General features: G+C 72.6%; 17 protein-coding genes. 7 read left to right on the plus strand and 10 right to left on the minus strand.

The genetic code is table 11. The annotated features are described in order from the left end of the window. On the minus strand, window positions 1-1,946 hold a 1,946-nt coding region (locus tag SSOG_RS05775; RefSeq protein WP_483754807.1), incomplete at its 3' end, for an ATP-binding protein. 58 nt (window positions 1,947-2,004) lie between these two features. Continuing rightward, the gene (locus tag SSOG_RS55670) at window positions 2,005-2,598 is read right to left on the minus strand and encodes an AAA family ATPase (RefSeq protein ID WP_245606576.1); all 594 of its coding nucleotides are present in this window, start codon (window positions 2,596-2,598) and stop codon (window positions 2,005-2,007) included. 248 nt (window positions 2,599-2,846) lie between these two features. On the opposite strand from SSOG_RS55670, the gene SSOG_RS05780 reads away from it, so the two are divergent. Both SSOG_RS05780 and SSOG_RS48200 read left to right on the plus strand, forming a co-directional pair. Continuing rightward, the gene (locus tag SSOG_RS05780; protein WP_009713273.1) at window positions 2,847-3,932 is read left to right on the plus strand and encodes an isoafricanol synthase; all 1,086 of its coding nucleotides are present in this window, start codon (window positions 2,847-2,849) and stop codon (window positions 3,930-3,932) included. A 59-nt stretch (window positions 3,933-3,991) separates the two neighbouring features. Next, window positions 3,992-4,720: a leucine-rich repeat domain-containing protein gene (locus SSOG_RS48200; RefSeq protein WP_039940678.1), complete on the plus strand. Its 729-nt coding sequence runs from the start codon at window positions 3,992-3,994 to the stop codon at window positions 4,718-4,720. Window positions 4,721-4,789: 69 nt separating this feature from the next. Here the strand turns inward: SSOG_RS48200 and SSOG_RS05790 are convergent, their stop codons facing one another. The 5 genes from SSOG_RS05790 to SSOG_RS05810 form a co-directional block, all read right to left on the minus strand. Beyond that, window positions 4,790-5,035 carry a DUF397 domain-containing protein gene (locus SSOG_RS05790; protein ID WP_009713275.1) on the minus strand — a complete coding sequence of 82 codons (246 nt, stop codon included), beginning with the start codon at window positions 5,033-5,035 and terminating at the stop codon, window positions 4,790-4,792. 115 nt (window positions 5,036-5,150) lie between these two features. Continuing rightward, window positions 5,151-6,317 carry a thiolase domain-containing protein gene (locus tag SSOG_RS05795; RefSeq protein ID WP_009713276.1) on the minus strand — a complete coding sequence of 389 codons (1,167 nt, stop codon included), beginning with the start codon at window positions 6,315-6,317 and terminating at the stop codon, window positions 5,151-5,153. Between the two features lie 8 nt (window positions 6,318-6,325). Continuing rightward, on the minus strand, window positions 6,326-7,387 hold the full coding sequence (locus tag SSOG_RS05800) for a thiolase domain-containing protein (RefSeq protein WP_009713277.1): 1,062 nt from the start codon (window positions 7,385-7,387) through the stop codon (window positions 6,326-6,328). Beyond that, window positions 7,388-8,347 (minus strand): Zn-ribbon domain-containing OB-fold protein, encoded by a 960-nt coding sequence (locus SSOG_RS05805; RefSeq protein ID WP_039936668.1) that lies wholly within the window; start codon window positions 8,345-8,347, stop codon window positions 7,388-7,390. A 30-nt stretch (window positions 8,348-8,377) separates the two neighbouring features. Continuing rightward, window positions 8,378-9,184: a crotonase/enoyl-CoA hydratase family protein gene (locus tag SSOG_RS05810; protein WP_009713279.1), complete on the minus strand. Its 807-nt coding sequence runs from the start codon at window positions 9,182-9,184 to the stop codon at window positions 8,378-8,380. Between the two features lie 164 nt (window positions 9,185-9,348). On the opposite strand from SSOG_RS05810, the gene SSOG_RS05815 reads away from it, so the two are divergent. Next, complete coding sequence (locus tag SSOG_RS05815) at window positions 9,349-10,965, plus strand: acyl-CoA synthetase (protein WP_009713280.1); 1,617 nt, start codon at window positions 9,349-9,351, stop codon at window positions 10,963-10,965. 12 nt (window positions 10,966-10,977) lie between these two features. Here the strand turns inward: SSOG_RS05815 and SSOG_RS05820 are convergent, their stop codons facing one another. Together SSOG_RS05820 and SSOG_RS05825 are read right to left on the minus strand one after the other, a co-directional pair. Further along, the gene (locus SSOG_RS05820) at window positions 10,978-11,805 is read right to left on the minus strand and encodes an alpha/beta hydrolase family protein (protein WP_039936669.1); all 828 of its coding nucleotides are present in this window, start codon (window positions 11,803-11,805) and stop codon (window positions 10,978-10,980) included. Window positions 11,806-11,918: 113 nt separating this feature from the next. After that, window positions 11,919-12,992 carry an ArsR/SmtB family transcription factor gene (locus tag SSOG_RS05825; RefSeq protein ID WP_009713282.1) on the minus strand — a complete coding sequence of 358 codons (1,074 nt, stop codon included), beginning with the start codon at window positions 12,990-12,992 and terminating at the stop codon, window positions 11,919-11,921. A gap of 138 nt (window positions 12,993-13,130) precedes the next feature. On the opposite strand from SSOG_RS05825, the gene SSOG_RS05830 reads away from it, so the two are divergent. Genes SSOG_RS05830 through SSOG_RS05840 form a run of 3 tightly spaced genes read left to right on the plus strand, consistent with a single transcriptional unit; the run spans window position 13,131 to window position 16,145 of the window. Beyond that, entirely contained in the window at window positions 13,131-14,144 is a 1,014-nt protein-coding gene (locus SSOG_RS05830; RefSeq protein ID WP_078510252.1) for a Bug family tripartite tricarboxylate transporter substrate binding protein, read from the plus strand. Beyond that, the gene (locus SSOG_RS05835) at window positions 14,141-14,638 is read left to right on the plus strand and encodes a tripartite tricarboxylate transporter TctB family protein (RefSeq protein ID WP_106516356.1); all 498 of its coding nucleotides are present in this window, start codon (window positions 14,141-14,143) and stop codon (window positions 14,636-14,638) included. Before SSOG_RS05830 ends, SSOG_RS05835 begins: the two co-directional genes overlap by 4 nt. A 1-nt stretch (window position 14,639) precedes the next feature. Beyond that, on the plus strand, window positions 14,640-16,145 hold the full coding sequence (locus SSOG_RS05840) for a tripartite tricarboxylate transporter permease (protein ID WP_009713285.1): 1,506 nt from the start codon (window positions 14,640-14,642) through the stop codon (window positions 16,143-16,145). On the opposite strand, the gene SSOG_RS05845 is transcribed toward SSOG_RS05840, so the two are convergent. Further along, window positions 16,142-16,735, minus strand: a complete 594-nt coding sequence (locus tag SSOG_RS05845; protein ID WP_039936670.1) for a chorismate mutase — start codon at window positions 16,733-16,735, stop codon at window positions 16,142-16,144. The genes SSOG_RS05840 and SSOG_RS05845 overlap by 4 nt on opposite strands. 154 nt (window positions 16,736-16,889) lie before the next feature. On the opposite strand from SSOG_RS05845, the gene SSOG_RS53300 reads away from it, so the two are divergent. Next, the coding region (locus tag SSOG_RS53300; protein ID WP_039936671.1) for a hypothetical protein at window positions 16,890-17,476 on the plus strand (587 nt) is incomplete at its 3' end.

Raw genomic sequence — 17,476 nt, forward strand, 5'->3', positions numbered from 1 at the left:
AGAGCCGGTCCCCGGCCTCCTGGGGCAGGCCGACGCGTGCGCAGGGCGGCGCCGTGGTCGACCAGCGCCACGGCCAGGTCGTACGCGGACGGCGAGCGCTCCAGATGGCTGACGGCCTCGGCCAGTAGCTTGATCCGCTCCGATCCCTGGGCCACGGCGGCGGCGCTGTGCAGCGCCCGGCCGATCGCGGAGTGGGTGCCGAACTGGCGGGCGCGGCGCACCGCGTCGTCGGCGACCTCGGCGGCCTGGTTCGGGTCGGTCAGCGCGAGGGCCTGGGCCATGTGGAGCTGCCAGGGGCACCAGACGGGGTTGCGCATACCGCGGCCGTCCATCCGGCGGCCGACGTCGGCGAGCTGCTGGCGGGCCTCGCCGTGCAGGTTGGAGGCGAGCAGCAGTTCGCCGCGGACGGTGGGCACGTCGGGGCAGAGCACGGCCTGCGGGAGGATCTCACCGCCGTGGCCGGCCGCGAACTCCTGCGCCTCCCGGATCCGGCCGCGGCTGATCAGGGTCTCGATGAGGGTGCCGACGGCGGTCCAGTGCGCGGGCGTCGAGGAGCCCACGAGGTCGGCGATGCGCATGCCCTCGCGGGCCAGCTCCTCCGCCTCGACGAGCGCTCCGCGGCGCAGCCGGGCGTATCCGAGGAGGGTGATCCCGAACGCCAGGTGGGAGCCGCGCCAGCCCTTGCGCTCGCATTCCGCTATGCCGGTGTTGAACAGCGCCTCGGCGCGTCCGGGCTGGTCGCAGTGGAGGAAGATCAGGGCGACCAGGATCGGCACCTCGAAGCCCCAGTCGTCGTCGGTCCAGCTCAGGCCGGAGCCCAGGGCCTCTTCCGCATAGTGCAGGGCGGTGGCCGCCGGTTCTCCGCGCGTCATCGCGTCCCAGGCGCGCAGGCCCAGCAGATAGCGCTCGGCCATGCCGCGGCCGGTGAGGTGGTCGGCGAGCCGGGCGAGGCGCCGGGAGCGGGCGGGGGACTCCTTCTCGTCGGCGCGGAACATGCTCCACATGAACTGCTCGGCCTGCATGCGCAGCCGGGTGCGGGCGCTGGTGGCGCGGGGCACCTCGGCCGCGACGACCTGCGCGGCCTCCTCCATGCGGCCGCTGTGGCCGTACGCCTGGGCGAGCCGGTAGGTGATCGCCTCGCGCAGGTCGGAGCCGAGGTCCGGCTCCTCCAGGGCGGCCCGCAGATGGTTGACGGTGACGGCGGGCTCGGTGAGCTGGGCGGAGCAGCCCAGCTCGTACAGGACGGCGGCGCGCTCCTCCGGGGCGGGCGGTTCGCGCAGGGCGCGGGCGAGGCAGCGGCGCCCGGCGTCGGGCGCCCCGGCCCGCAGATACTCCCGGGCGGCCTCCCTGAGGTGGCGCACCACCCAGGAGTCGCCCTCGGGGTGCATCTCCAGCAGATGGCGCCCGGCGGCCGCGGAGCCCAGGCCCGCGGCGAGCACCACGGTGGCGGCCTGGCCGTGCATGGCCACGCGCAGCGCGCCGGGGATGGCCTGGTAGACGGCGGTGGCGATGAGCGGGTGGAGGAATTCCAGCGGCTGGGCACCGCGGGCGCTCTGCCGCGGCGGGGCGAGGATACGGGCGTCCGCGAGCCGCGCCACCTGCTCGGCGGTCTCGGTCTCGCTGAGCCCGGCGACGTTGGCCGTCAGCGACGGGGTGGCCTCGATACCGAGGACGGCGACGGCCCAGGCGAGGCGGACGGCGGCGGTGCCGAGCCGGGTCAGCCGGTCGCCGAGACCGCTGTCCTTCGCGGCGGCGACCAGTTCGCGCAGGGCTCCGAGGTTGACCGTCTGCGGTTTCAGATCGCGGTCACGGACCTTGGCGGTCAGCTCGACGACCTCGAAGGGGTTGCCGCCGGTCACGCCCAGCACTCGCGGCAGACGCTCGTCGGCTCTCGCGAGGACGTCCCGCACGATCTGCGACCCGGGCGGATGAGCGGTGTCGAGCACATGCGCGCGCGAGCCTTGCCTGTTCGGTGAAGCCGCGCAACGACGACGGCGTCGGCGGTCAGGTCTTCCGGGCGGTAGCCGACGGCGAGCAGCAGGGGCAGGTTCCACGGCGCGGGCGGCGAACCCGGAGGAGCCAGTCCAGGGATTCGGGGTCGGCCCAGTGGACGTCGTCCAGGATCATGACGACCGGGGCGTGCTCCACCGCGAACCGGGTGACCAGCCAGTCCAGGCCGTCGCGCACGCCCTGCGGATCGGGCGCGCCGCCGCTCCCGGAGACCACCAGGCCCACGGCGGGCGCGACGATGTCGTACCAGCTGCCCAGGATTCTGCGGTGCTCCTCCTCGCCGGTGGTCGCGAGCACGGGCTGGAAGAGCTGCCGTACGACGTGGAACGCGGCGCCCTGTTCGTGCTCGCCGCCGCGCGCCGACATCACGGTGCAGCCGCGGTGGGCGGCTCTGCGGCGCATCTCGCCGAGCAGCGCGGTCTTGCCGAGGCCGCCCGGCCCGGCGAAGGCGATCACTCCGCCGGTGCGGGTGCCGGACGGATCGCCGGGGTCGGATCCGCACAGATCGGTCAACGCGTGGTCGACCGCCGCGAGTTCGGCCTCCCGCTCCAGCAGTGCCCGACGTGTCCGGTCCTGCCGGTCCCTCATGTCCGCCACGTTCGATCCCCTTCGGCGAGTAACGCCGAGCGTAGCCTGTCTGGCACGCTCCGTAGCCCGGTATGCGGGTATTTCCTTCTGGCATTGCCAATGGCACACGCCAATTCAACTCGCGCTCTATCGATGGCACGTTCACCACGCGAGGATGACCGGATTCATCGGGTCGGCCCGTCGCCGCGGGGGGTTGTGGTATTGGGCGGCGCGGCCTTCCCCGGAGCCCGAAGGGGGGCGATACCGCCATGAACGCGACGTACACGACTACTTCGCGCCCGCACGCCCGGCATGCGGCACTGCTGAGCCGGGCGGCCCTGCTCGACATTCCGGCCTCGGCCGACCCCAGCCCCGGAACCGGGGCCGCCAGAGTGCACACCGTCCAGTGGCTGTCGCGGTACGGCGTGTTCCGGGCCGGTGGCGCGGTCGCCGAGTACGACGCGCTCCGATTCGACCTGCTGAACGGCCTGTTCTATCCCCGGACGACCGGTGCGGAACTGGACGTGGGCAATGATCTCATCGGCTGGTACTTCGTCTTCGATGATCAGTTCGACGGTGAACTCGGGTGCCGTCCGGAGGCGGTGGCGCGGATGGTGCGGGACGTCATACGGGTCACCGAGGAGCCGGACGACGCACCGGGGCAGGGCGGCGGGCCCCTGCTGGAGAGCTTCCGTGATCTGTGGCGGCGCATCCACGCGGGCCGCCCACCGGTATGGCGGGAACGTTTCCGCCACCACTGGCTGGAGTATCTGCACTCCTATCACCGCGAGGCGCTCGACCGCTCCGGCACACAAGGGCCGCCGCTCTCGGTGGACGCCGTGCTGGCGCTGCGCCGCCACTCGATCGGCGTGCAGCCGTGCCTGGACCTGAACGAGCGCTTCGGCGGCTACGCCCTCCCCGCCGCGCTGCACGGCGGCCATCCGCTGGCCCGGATGCGGGAGGCCACGGACGACGTCGTCGTCTTCACCAACGACATCGCCTCCCTGGACAAGGAGCTGGCCGCCGGGGACCTCCACAACACCGTCATCGTCCGCCACCAGTGCCACGGCGGCACCCTGGAGGACGCGGTCGAGCACATCGCGGGCCTCGCCAACGCGCGCTACCGCTGGTTCGAGCAGACCGCGGACCGGCTGCCCCGGCTGCTCGCCGACGCGGGTGCGGGGACGGATCTGCGCCGGGACGTGGACCACTACGTGGACGGGATGCGTGACGTGATGTGCGGCAACCTGGGCTGGTCCCTGCGGACGGCCCGCTACGACGAGCGGGGCATAGCGGCGGTCAGCGACGGCCGCCAACGACCGTGGGCCGGACTCAGCGCCCCCGGTTCCGGCTGACCGGATCCGCTACGTACGAACGGCCCGCCGCGGCGGGCCGTTCGGGTATCAAGGGGCATGTGAACGACACCCTCAACCTGTGGAAGGCGGGGCTCGCCGAGGCCCCCGACGCCATCTGGCAGCACACCGGTCTGCGCGTGCTGATCCTCGCCGACAACGCACTCACCCGCCTCCCGCCTGCCCTCGGACGGCTGCTGCGGCTGCACACCCTGGACCTCGGCCACAACCGGCTCGCCGGGATCCCGGAGGAGATCGGCGAGCTGTCGGGGCTGACCCGCTGCCTCTATCTGCACGACAACCGGCTCCCCCGGCTGCCGCGTTCCCTCGGGCGGCTCGACCGGCTGGGCTACCTCAACGTCGGCGAGAACCCGCTCGGGGGTCTGCCGGAGGAACTCGGCGGCATGGCGGGGCTGGTGGAGCTGCGCGCGCAGCACGCCGAACTGACCGCGCTGCCCGGCTCGATCGGGCAGCTCAGCGCGCTGCGGGAGCTGTGGCTGCGCGGCAACCGGATCACCGCCCTGCCCGCCGGGGTGTCCGCGCTCCGCGCGCTGCGCCAGCTGGAGCTGCGGGAGAACGCGCTGAGCGAGGTGCCCGAGCCGCTGCGCGGGCTCCCGCGCCTGCGCCACCTCGATCTGCGCGGCAACCGGATCCGGACGCTCCCCGACTGGGTCGCGGAGCTGCCCGCCCTGGAGAAGCTCGACCTGCGCTGGAACCCGCTCGACGAGGGCGTCGACGACGGCCCGGTCGTCCGGGCGCTCGGCGAGCGGGGCTGCGTCGTGCTCGGATGAGGCCGGGGCCGCGCCGCGCCGAAGCCCGGACGAGGCGTCAGGTCAGGACGCCGAGGCCCGGACGAGGCGTCACGTCAGGTCGAACTCGCCCTCGCGCGCGCCCAGGACGAAGGCGCGCCACTCGGCCGGGGTGAAGATCAGGGCCGGGCCTTCGGGACGGCGGCCGTGGCGCATCGCGATGAAGCCCTCGACGAAGGCGATCTCGACATCGCCCACCCCCTGGCTGCTCGACTGCCACTGGGCGCTTGTGAGGTCGAGGTCGGGCTTCTCGCCATTGCCCCTGAGCGGCTGTGCGGTCGTGGTGGTGTCTGCCACGTGCGGCTCCTCCCGGATCGTCGTCCCGGCCCCACCCTAGCGATCGCGGCCGGTGCCGGACAGGCCACGAAAGGAGGACGTGATCTGTCCGGCGGGTGTCGTCCGGGTGCATGCCTCATGTGGACGGAGGGGCCGCCCCGACCACCCACATGGCGAAGAACTGCGAACCCCCGCCGTAGGCGTGACCGAGCGCCGTGCGCACCCCCTCGACCTGGTGCTCGCCCGCCCGGCCGCGGACCTGGAGGGCGGCTTCGGCGAAGCGGAGCATCCCGGAGGCGCCGATCGGGTTGGTGGACAGCACCCCGCCCGAGGGGTTGACGGGGAGGTCGCCGCCGATCTCGGTCACCCCGGACTCGGTGAGCTTCCAGCCCTCGCCCTCCGCCGCGAAGCCCAGGTTCTCCAGCCACATCGGCTCGTACCAGCTGAACGGCACGTACATCTCGATCGCGTCGATCTCCCGGCGCGGGTCGGTGATCCCGGCCTGCCGGTAGACGTCGGCGGCGCAGTCGCGCCCGGCGCGCGGCGAGACGCAGTCCTTGCCCGCGAAGAGCGTGGGCTCGCTGCGCATCGCGCCGCCGTGCATCCAGGCGGGCGGCCGGGGGGCGCGGGAGGCACCGGTGCGGTCGGTGAGCACCATGGCGCACGCGCCGTCGGAGGAGGGGCAGGTCTCGGAGTAGCGGATGGGGTCCCACAGCATCGGCGAGGACTGCACCTTCTCCAGCGTCAGATCCTGTTCGTGGAGATGGGCGTAGGGGTTGAGCAGGGCGTTGCGGCGGTCCTTGTACGCGACGAGCGCGCCGATCGCCGGGGGCGCGCCCGTGCGCCGCATGTACGCGCGGACGTGCGGCGCGAAGAATCCGCCCGCCCCGGCCAGCAGCGGCTGCTGGAAGGGGACGGGCAGCGAGAGCCCCCACATGGCGTTGGACTCGGACTGCTTCTCGAACGCCAGGGTGAGCACGGTGCGGTGGACGCGGGCGGCGACCAGGTTGGCGGCGACGAGCGCGGTGGAGCCGCCGACCGATCCGGCGGTGTGCACGCGCAGCATGGGCTTGCCGACCGCGCCGAGCGCGTCGGCGAGGTACAGCTCGGGCATCATGACGCCCTCGAAGAAGTCGGGCGCCTTGCCGATGACCACGGCGTCGATGTCCGCCCAGGTCAGCTCGGCGTCCTCCAGGGCCCGTACGGCGGCCTCCCGGACCAGTCCGGCGATCGAGACGTCGCGCCGGGCGGCGGTGTGCTTGGTCTGGCCGATTCCTACGACGGCCACCGGTTCCTTGCTCACTGGACGGCTCACCGGGCTTCCCCTTCCAGGACGGCGACCAGGTTCTGCTGGAGGCAGGGGCCGGAGGTGGCGTGGGCCAGCGCCCGGTCGGCGTCGCCGCGGTGGAGGGCGGCGGCGGCCTCGCCGAGCCGGATGAGCCCGGCGGCCATCATGGGGTTCGCGGCCGGTGCCCCGCCGGACGGGTTGAGGCGTACACCGTCGTCCAGCTCCAGTTCGCGGCGCAGGATGATCTCCTGCGAGGTGAACGGGGCGTGGAGTTCGGCGAGGTCGACGGGCGCCTCGAAGGCCCCGGCGCGGGTCGCGGCGAGCCGGGTCGACGGGGAGCGGGTGAGGTCCCGGACGCCCAGGCCGTGCGGTTCGATGCGGTGGTCCATGCCGCGGATCCACGCGGGGCGGGCGCACAGCCGCCGCGCGGTGTCCCCGGCGGCGAGCACCACGGCGGCCGCGCCGTCGCCGATGGGCGGGCAGTCGTGGCGGCGCAGCGGGCGCACCAGGTACGGGGCGTCGAGGAGGGCGCCGGGCGGGGCGGAGCGGGTCACCTGGGCGTGCCGGTTGTCCGCGGCGGCGTTGCGGCCGCGCGCGGCGACCTCGGCGAGGGCGCGTTCGTCGGTGTCGCCCGCGTCGATGAGCGCCTGGGCCTGGAGGGCGGCGAGGGAGACCGAGTCGGGCCACAAGGGGGCGACGTAGTACGGGTCGAGCTGGCGGGTGAGGACCTCGGGCAGATCGCCGGGCGAGGACTTTCCGTAGGAGTAGACGAGCGCGGTGTCCGCCTCGCCGGTCAGCAGCTTGACCCAGGCTTCGTAGAGCGCCCAGGCGCCGTCCATCTCGACGTGGGACTCGGCGATGGGCGGCCAGGCGCCGACGCCGTCGAGCGCCATGGTGAAGGAGAAGGCGCGGCCCGCGAGGTAGTCGGAGGAGCCGGAGCAGGTGAAGTCGATCTCGCCCGCCCTCAAGCCCACCGCGCCGAGCACCTGGTGGAGGACGGGCATCAGCATCTCGACCTCGGAGACCTCCGCGCTGGTGCGCCGGGTGCCGCTCTGCCCGAAGGCGACGATGGCGACGTCTCGCATCTACAACAGCTCCTTGTAGGTGTCGTAGTCGGCGTCGGGTTCGCCGGTGGGCCGGTAGTGGTCGGGGTAGCGGCCGCCCTCGGTCCATACGGGCGTCACCCGCAGTCCCATGCGCACCTGGTCGTACGGGATGCCGCCGATGCGGCCGTGCAGGGCGAGATCGGCACCGTCGAGGGCGATGTGCGCGTAGACGTACGGCACTTCGATATCCAGATTGCGGGCCTTGATGTTCACGATGCAGAAAGTGGTGACGGTGCCGCCCGGGCCCACCTCGACCTGTTCCTCGGTGGCGACGCCGCAGGTGGGGCAGGCGCCGCGGGGCGGTACGTACACCTTGCGGCAGGACGGGCAGCGTTCGCCGACGGTCTTCCGCCCGGCGAGGGCGGCGAGGTAGCGGGACTGGGCGCGGCCGGGCGCGTAGGTGTAGTCGAGACGGGCGGGGGCGACGATGCCGGTGACGGGGTCGGCGAACACCCCGTCGTGGGGGCCGGGTTCATGAGTGGCCGGGCCGTCGTACGGTTCGAAGCAGGCGATGTCGGTGATGGAGCCCTCGCGCTCCTCGGCCCAGCGGACCCGTACCCGCATGCCGGTGCGCACGGCGTCCGGCCCCGGCGCGTCGAGGGCGTGCAGCAGGGCGGTGTCGGCGCCGTCGAGCCGTACCAGCGCCCAGGCGAAGGGGGTGGACAGGGGCTGGCCGCGGCGCGGGGCCGGGTTCCAGGCCCAGGTGGTGACGGTGCCGGTGGGGGCGACCTCGACCAGGTCGCGCAGTTCGGCGGCGGTGTCCGGGTCGTATTCGACGGGCGGGACGAGCACCCGGCCACCGGCGGTCCGTACGCCGAGCACGGTGCGCTCGCGCAGGCCCGTGAGGAAGGCGCTCTGGACGGGGCCGAGGGAGCGGGTGAAGGGGAACTCGACCACGAGAGGGGCCTTCAGCACCTCGGGGGCGGGAGCCGGTGTCATGGGGCGTCTCCTTCTGCTGGCAGCGGGGCCCTAGGCCCGGCGGTAGACCGGGGGGCGTTTCTCCGCGAAGGCCTTCGATCCCTCTTTGGCGTCGGCGGTGTCGAAGATGGGCCAGCCGCGCTCGAGTTCGGACGCGAGGCCATCGGTTTCGGTCATCTCGGCGGTCTCGTAGACGGATGCCTTGACCGCCTCGACGGCGAGCGGGCCGTTGGCGTTGATGAGTTCGGCGATCTCCAGGGCCTTCTTCAGCGCGGTGCCGTCGTCCACCACCTGGCCGATCAGCCCGATCCGCTCGGCCTCCCCGGCGGCGTACGGGCGGCCGGTGAGCAGCATCTCCAGGGCGTGGGTGCGCGGCACCTGGCGGGCCAGCCGGACCGTGGAGCCGCCGATGGGGAAGAGCCCGCGCCGGACCTCGTACAGCCCGAAGGTGGCGCCGCGGCCCGCCACCCGGATGTCGGTGCCCTGGAGGATCTCGGTGCCGCCCGCCACGCAGTGGCCCTCGACGGCGGCGATCACCGGTTTGCGCGGCCGGTGGTGGCGGAGCATGGCCTTCCAGTGGAGGTCGGGGTCGGCCTTCAGCCGGTCCCGGTAGTGCTGCCCCTCCATCCGGCCGCCGCCCGCGAGCGCCTTGAGGTCCATCCCGGCGCAGAAGACACCGCCGGCGCCGGTGAGCACGACGGACCGGACGGTGTCGTCCTCGTCGGCCTCGATCCAGCCGTCGTACAGCCCGACCAGCATGGGCAACGAGAGCGCGTTCTTGGCCTCAGGCCGGTTGAGCGTCAGCACCAGCGTGGCGCCTATGCGCTCGACGATGAGGTGTTCGGTCCCGTGCGGCACAGCAGTCCTCCCGTCTCAGACCTAGAACAGGTTGCAGGAGCGGCGGAGCGACTTCAATAGGAATCTGATGGGCAGTCAGATTTTTTGGCCGCGGCCCTTCCCACCTCTCCCCCGCGGTGCTGTCATGAGCGCCGAGCCCGCCCGATGTCAGGTCAGGAGGAGCCGTGGAGTACAACCTTGCCGACCTGTTCGAGTCGATCGTGGACACGGTGCCCGACAGAGAAGCGCTGGTGTACGCCGACCATCCGGGCACCGGCGCCGAGCGGCGGCTGAGCTACGCCCAGCTGGACGCCGCCGCCAACCGGCTCGCCCACCACCTGAGGAACAGCGGGGTCGCACCGGGCGAGCATGTGGGGCTGCACCTGTTCAACGGTGTCGAGTACCTCCAGACCGTCCTGGCCTGCCTGAAGATCCGGGCCGTCCCGGTGAACGTCAACTACCGCTATGTGGAAGACGAGCTGGTCTATCTCTACCGCGATGCCGATCTGACCGCCCTGGTCTACGACGCCGAGTTCGGCGACCGGGTGGCCGCCGCGCTGCCGCGTACGGACACCCTGCGCCACCTGGTCCAGGTGGGCGCCGGGGAGGGCGCGCCCGGCGCCGTCCCGTTCGCCGAGGCCGAGGCGTCGGGCGCGGCCGGGCGCGGCTTCGCGCCCCGCTCCGCGGACGACCGCTTCATCATCTACACCGGCGGCACCACCGGCATGCCCAAGGGCGTGATGTGGCGGCAGGAGGACCTCTTCTTCTCCGGGCTCGGCGGCGGCGCGCCGACCGGCGTTCCGGTCGGCCGCCCCGAGGAGCTGGCCGAACGGGTGGCGGCCTCCGGCGACGGCCTGGTCTTCTTCCCCACCGCACCGCTGATGCACGGCACCTCGACCCTCACGACCTTCATCGGCCTCAACTTCGGTCAGAAGGTGGTCCTCCACCGGAAGTTCGTGCCCGAGGAGGTGCTGAGGACGATCGAAAAGGAGAAGGTCAGTACCGTGTCCCTGGTCGGGGACGCGATGCTGCGGCCCCTGGTGGACGCCCTCACCGGACCGCTGAAGGACATCGACCTCTCCCCGCTGCTCAGCGTCAGCAGCTCCGGGGCGATCCTCTCGGACACCGTGCGCGCCCAGTTCGCCGCGCTCGCGCCGCACACCCTGATGCTCAACAACTTCGGCTCATCGGAGTCCGGGTTCAACGGCACCGCCACCGAGGACTCCGGCCCCGAGCGGGGCTTCCGCGTGCGTGTCAACGACCGTACGGCCGTCGTCGACCCGGCGACCCACCGTCCCGTCGCGCCCGGGGAACCGGGCCGGGTCGCCCAGCGCGGCCATGTGCCGCTCGGCTACTACAACGACCCGAAGAAGACGGCCGAGACCTTCTTCGAGGCGGACGGCGAACGCTGGGTGCTCCTCGGCGACATGGCGACGGTCGACGAGGACGGCGTGATCACGGTCCTCGGCCGGGGTTCCCAGTGCATCAACACCGGTGGCGAGAAGGTGTACCCGGAGGAGGTCGAACAGGCCCTGAAGGCCCATCCGGACGTGTACGACGCGCTGGTGGCGGGCGTCCCCGACGAGCGCTGGGGCAATCGCGTGGCGGCCGTCGTCCAGCCGCGGGAGGGGGCCGATGCCCTCACCGCCGACGCGGTGCGGGACCACTGCCGCACCCGGCTCGCCGGGTACAAGATCCCCCGTACCGTCGTCTTCACCGACCGCATCCAGCGCTCCCCCAGCGGCAAGGCCGACTACCGCTGGGCCCGCACGGTCGCGGCCGGAGACGGCACCGGGGCGTAGCGGCCCGCGACCCTATCGAGTGGTCAGGACGCGGGCGGCGAAGTCGCGGACCGCGTCCAGGACGCCCGTGCCGCTGTGTCCGACCCCCGGCACGATGTCGAGGGTGACGTCGATCCCGAGCGCGACGTAGTTGTCGCGCAGTGCGGTGATCCGCTCGACCCGGGTCCGGCCCAGGGCGTCGGCGCCGTCCATCCAGTTGGAGTCGCCCGGGTTGTTGATCTCCCAGGTCTCGGTGTCCTCGGCGCCGACCACCATGTGGACCGCCACCTTACGGATCTCCTCCAGCCGCACCGGCGCACCGAAGCGCTCCTCGAAACCGGCCGTGCCCAGCCACCATTCACGGTCCGGGTCGATCAGCGTGACCCGGCCCGGCGCGCCGATCGACACGGCGCACAGCCGCTCCGGGTGGAGGTAGAGGAAGCGGTGGGCGAACTGCCCGCCGCCCGAGAAGCCCTGGAGCATGAACCGGTCGGTGTCGACGGTGAAGCGCGTCCCGACCTCGTCGACGATCGCCAGCAGCTCCCGGTCGTAGCGGATGCCGTCGTACTCGATGAACTTGAAGTTGTGCAGGTCGTCCGGGTCGCCGATGGCCGCGGGGAACAGCGGGGTGAGGATGACGACGCCGTGCCGCTCGGAGAACTCCGCCATCGCGTTCCGGTACTCGGCCGCCGTGCGGCCGGTGCCGTGCTGGATCACCAGCAGCGGGAGCGGTGTGGTGGTGGTCTCGTGCACGGAGGGCACGTGCAGGCTGTAGGAGAACCGCTGATCGTGCTGTGAGGCGAAGAAGGTGGTGGCGCCGGTGCGGTAGAACGCCTTGGTGGTCTTGATGCGCGGTGTCACATGTCCTCCTGCGATGCGCCGCCACCGACATGGGGCGGTGCCCGTCACGATCACGGGTGCGTCGGCGGCGGCTCAAGATGATTGCCGCGCAGGCGTCAATGACCGGGACGGTGTCAGCGGCGCAGTGCGGAGAGCAGATCGACGCCGAGGGTGCGGACGGCTTCCTCGTCCAGCTGGTAATGCACCCGGGCGCCCTGCCGGTGGGTGTGCACCATTCCGGCCTCCCGGAGTTTGCGCAGATGGCGCGACATCTGCGGCGGGGTGGTGTCGAAGTGGCTGGCCAGCTCGGTCGTCGTCATCGACTGCCGCAGCAGGACGCGGCACACCCGGACGCGCAGGGGCTCGTCCAGCGCCCGCACCCGGCGCAGCACCTCGTCCATGGCGGGCGGCTCCCCGTCGCCGTCTCCCCGCACCGGGTACTGCACGACCACCGGATAGCCGGGGTAGTGCTTGATCGCCACATGCGGGTTGATGTGCCGCGAGGGCACCAGCAGGCACGGGACGTCGGCGAGGCTGGCCCGACCGTTGTACAGCTTGTCGAAGACGACCCGCGGCGGATCGTCCTCGACCCGGGCGGTGGGGAAGTCGGCGAGCGCCCGGGCGCCGTCCAGCCGGTGCTTCTGGAAGCGCATACGGACGTCCGCCTCCAGTGCGCGGCGCAGCCGGGCCCACTCCCCCTCGAACAGCTCGTCGGCGGCGGCGTGCAGGAAGTCGGTGAGGTCCTCCCGGAACGCGGCGGGCCCGGCGAGCAGCCGCACTCCCAGCGCGAACCGGCCGTCCGACATCTGCCGCAGCCTGCCGAGGAAGCGTTCGGGGGTGTTGCCCGGGACACCGGTCGGCTGGTGGCTGTTCTGGCCGATCAGGGCCTGTTCGGTCATGGCCGTGAACGTCGCCTCGGGCAGCTCGCCGATGTCGGCCAGCTCCTCCTCCAGGGAGCGCTCGGGCCCGGGAGTGAGGGGCAGCAGATAGCGGGCGCGGAACGCGCCCCACAGCGGTGCCCACTGCGCGGCCCGCGCCAGCAGCCGCTCGTCCGCGCCCTGGAGCACGGCGCCGACCCAGCGGCGGCTGGCCGGATGGTGCCGGGGCTCGTCCAGCGCGTGCAGGCAGGCGCACAGCTCGGCGAGCGGGGACAGCCGTCCGGCGATGCGCTCCTCGGGAGCGGGGCCCAGGTCGATCACTACGGGCATGCGTCGACGGTCCGGGATTGACGCCTTGCTGTCAATCGTCTTGTGGCCGGTTCGCGAGGGGCGCAGGCTCCGGTCATCTTCCCGGCCGCCCCCGATCCCGCCCCCGATTTCCGCACCTCTCCGCGACGGAGCGTTTCCATGCCCCCTCTCCTCCGGAACGGTCCGCGCGTCGTGCTGACCGTCACCCTGCTGGCCACGGTGAGCAGCGCGTGCACCATCGGTTCCGCCGACGACTCCACCGCGGCCGCCGGCTACCCCTCCCGCGGCCTGTCCATCCTGGCCCCCGGCAGCGTCGGCGGCGGCTGGGACGCCCGGGCCCGCGGCATGAGCGCCGCGCTCACCGGCTGCAAGATCATCGACGAGGACGTCACGGTCACCAACAAGCCGGGCGCGGGCGGAGCCATCGGGCTCGCCCGGATGGTCGGCCGCAGCGGCGACCCGTACCAGCTGATGACCATGGACACGGTCACCATGGCCGGGGGCGCGGTGCAGAACGACTCCCCGGTCGGCCTCTCGTCTCTCACCCCCATCGCCGGGCTGACCGTCAGCCCCAGCGTGATCGTGGTGCCCGCCCGCTCCCCGTACCGCGATCTGACGTCGGTGATGGCGGCCATGAAGCGGAACCCCAAGGGCATGTCCTGGGTGGGCGGTTCCCTGGGCGGCCCCGACCACATCACCGTCGCCTCCCTCGCCAAGGCCCGGGGCATCCCCGTCAAGAAGATCACCTACGTGCCGACCGGCGGGGGCGGCGAAGTGCTCAACCTGCTGCTGAGCGGGGCGTCCAAGGTCGGCATGTCGACACTGACCGAGATCCGCCCGCAGATCGAGGCGGGCAAGCTCCGGGTCCTCGCGATCAGCGGCGACGAGCGTCCCGAGGGGCTGAACGCCCCGACCCTCAAGGACCTCGGATACGGCGGATCGAGCGTGGTGAGCACCGGCGGTGTGATGGCCCCGCCCGGCCTGAGCGACGGCGAACGGCGGGCGATCGTGTCGATGGTGGACCGGATGCGCCGCACCTCGTGCTGGAAACGGACCCTGAAACAGAACGACTGGAGGGCGGTGTGGCTGCCGGACACGAAGTTCGGCACGCTGATCGACCGGCAGCAGAAGCAGGTCGCCCAGGTACTGAACGACGTGGGCCTGACCTCATGAGCACGCCACAGGCAATACAGCAGCCCTGGGGCCCGCGCGTGGCCGCGCTGCTCTTCCTCGCCGCCGGGGTGGTGGTGCTGGGCTGGGCGTTCGCCATCCCCGAACGGGCCACCGACCAGGATGTGGGCCCGCGGGCGTTTCCGCTGCTCGTCGGGATGGGGCTGTGCGTATCGGCCACGTTCTCCACGGTGCAGGCCTTCCGTGGCGCCGACCGGGAGCAGACGGAACAGGCGCGCGAGGAGGCCCGGCTCACCGACTGGGGTCCGGTCGCCGCCCTGCTCGGGCTGCTGGTCGGCTATCTCTTCGCACTCACCCCCTGCGGCTACTGGCAGTCCACGGCCGTGCTGTTCACCCTGGTCGCCCGCGTCCTGGGCAGCCGCAAGCCGCTGCGGGACGCGGCTGTCGGACTCGTGCTGGCGCTGGCCGTGTACATCCTCTTCGACCGTCTGCTGGGCATCCATCTGCCGCCCGGCATCATCCGATTGGCGTTCTGACATGGATGTGCTCTCCCACCTCACGGACGGCTTCGCGAGCGCGTTCAGCCCGATGCACCTGCTGCTGGCCTTCGCGGGCTGCACGCTCGGCTCCCTCGTCGGCGTGCTGCCCGGGCTCGGCCCCGCCACCACCGTCGCCCTGCTGCTCCCGCTGACGTACGTCTTCGATCCCGTGGGCGCGCTGGTGCTGTTCGCCGGGATCTACTACGGAGGGATGTACGGCGGCTCGACCACGGCCATCCTGCTCAACGTCCCCGGTGAGACGGCCTCGGTGCCGACCACGCTCGAGGGCCATCCCATGGCCCGCTCCGGCCGGGCGGGCGCCGCGCTGGCCACCGCCGCCATCGGCTCCTTCGTGGCCGGGACGATCTCCACCGTCGCAATCACCTTCATCGGCCCGGCCATGTCCCGGGTCGCCGAGAGCATCCAGCCCGCCGAGTACTTCGCCGTGATGGTCCTCGCGTTCGCCACCGTCACCGCGGTCGTCGCCGACGCCCCGGCCCGCGGGCTGTGCAGCCTCTTCCTGGGGCTGGCGATCGGGCTCGTCGGCATCGACAGCCTCACCGGCCAGGTCCGCTACGCCTTCGGCGTGCCGGAGCTGTACGACGGCGTCCAGGTGGTGGCCGTCGCCGTCGGGCTCTTCGCGATCGGCGAAGGGCTGTACACCGCGGCCCGTATGCGGCGCGCCCCCGAAGAACAGATGCTTCCGGTGGGCGGGCGGATCGGGATGAGCCGCGAGGACTGGGGGCGCTCCTGGAAGCCCTGGCTGCGCGGCACCGCCATCGGCCTGCCGATCGGCGCCCTCCCGGCGGGCGGCGCGGAGATCCCCACCTTCCTCAGCTACAACCTCGAACGCAGGCTCTCCCAGCACAAGAAGCAGTTCGGCAAGGGCGCCATCGAGGGCGTGGCCGGTCCCGAGGCCGCCAACAACGCCGCCTTCTCCGGTGTGCTGATGCCCCTGCTCACGCTCGGCATCCCCACGTCGGCGACGGCGAGCGTGCTGCTGATCGCCTTTCAGATGTACGACGTGCAGCCCGGGCCGCAGCTGTTCCAGACCCAGTCCGCACTGGTGTGGACGCTGATCGCGAGCCTGTACATCGGCAATGTGATGCTGCTCGTGCTCAACCTCCCCATGATCCCGCTGTGGGTGAGGCTGCTGAAGCTGCCCCGGCCGCTGCTGACCGCGGGCATCATCGTCTTCGCCACCCTCGGCGTGTACGCGCTGTCGCAGAACGCCGTCGACCTCGCCATCGCGGTGGCCTTCGGCGTCCTCGGCTTCCTGATGCGGCGTACCGGCTATCCGGTGGCCCCGTTGATCCTCGGCGCGGTCCTCGGGCCCATGACCGAGACCCAGTTCCGCCGTGCGCTGGCCTTCAGCGAGGGCGACTGGACGGTCTTCCTCACCCGCCCGGTGTCCGCGGGCATCCTGTGCCTGGCGCTGGCGTCCCTGGCGGGCCCGATGGCCGTACGGCTGCTGCGCCGTCGGCGGTCCGTACCGTCAATCTAGGGCGCCGTCTCGCACACCGACGGCAGCGCGCGGGTCAGCGCCACCGCGTGCAGCCCGTCCAGCCGCTTCTCGTGACCCGTGGCCAGGGCTCTGGCCAGCAGGAGGCCCGGGCACGAGGGGGCGGTACGGGCGGTCGCCGAGTCCGCGATGGCGTGCACCAGTTCGCCGTTGATCCGGTTGATCTCCAGCCGGATCTTCGCGAGGTCGGGGCGTTCGGTGGGCGCCGAGGACGGGTCGGCCTGCCACTTCCGGTACAGGCCGCGCTGGACGACCTTGCTCGCCTCGATCTGGTCGCGGAAGATCCGTACGGTCGCCCCGGGGGAGGCACCCGCCTCCTCGGCCTGCTCCGCGACCGCGTCCAGCACCTCCTTCTCCCGGGCCGGGTCGTCGATCGGGCTGTCGGTGCCCCACTTGGCGGCGGCGACCTGGTCAGCGACCAGCAGCCGGTCGGCGGACAGCCCGGCCAGCGGCCGCAGTTGGCCATGGGACGGAGCCACGGGCGCCGCGACGGCTCCTCCTGCTCCCCCGGCCAGCACGGCGGCGGCCGTGGCGGCGATCAGGATGTGGCGCAGGGCATCGGTCGGTCGCACGGGCGGGCCCCTCTCTCGACGGCACGGGCGATTGCGGTGATCGCCCACCGGGAGCGTACGGCCCGGAGGGCTCTGGCACGATGTGGGCTCGTTCACGGGTCATCGACTCGTTCACGTGTCATCGACCGCATCGCGCAACGGGGAGCGCCGCCACATGCCGCAGTCACCGCATCCACCCTCGCTACTGGAGAGCGCCCCGCGGCGCCGGGGCTTCGCGCCCGGGTGGCTGCCTCCGCTCATCGCCCCGGCCGCCGCCGGGGTCGCGTACGCCCTCGCCGACGACCCGGTGTCGCGGCTGCTGGTGCCCTTCGCGGTGGCGCTCGGCGCGTACGTCCTGGGCGCGGCCCTGGCGCGGCTGTTGCCGCGTGCCCGGTGGCGGGTGACGGAGCTGGGGCTGCACCGGCTGCGCGGCACCCGCAATGTGGCGACGCATCTGTCCACGCCCGCGCAGCCGCTCGTCCTCACGGTGCCGGATCTGGCGGTGCGGATGCCGCTGGACTACGGGGCGTCCGCCATCGGCTCCCTGAGCGCCACGGGTGCCACGGGCCTGCGGATGTCGCCGTTCCCGTTCCATCTCGCCTTCCGCCGGATCGGCCTGCCGCTGCGGCTGGCGGACGGGAAGGGCGCGGCGCCGGGGCTGGCGGCGCACTGGGAGGCGGGGTTCGCCCGGCGCGAGGCGGCGCTGCTCGCCGCCGCGGCCGAGGGGCCGCTGCCCGCCCCCGCGGCGGACACGGTGGAGTG

Origin of the sequence: Streptomyces himastatinicus ATCC 53653, assembly GCF_000158915.1 — a bacterium.
Classification (GTDB): Bacteria; Actinomycetota; Actinomycetes; order Streptomycetales; family Streptomycetaceae; genus Streptomyces; species Streptomyces himastatinicus.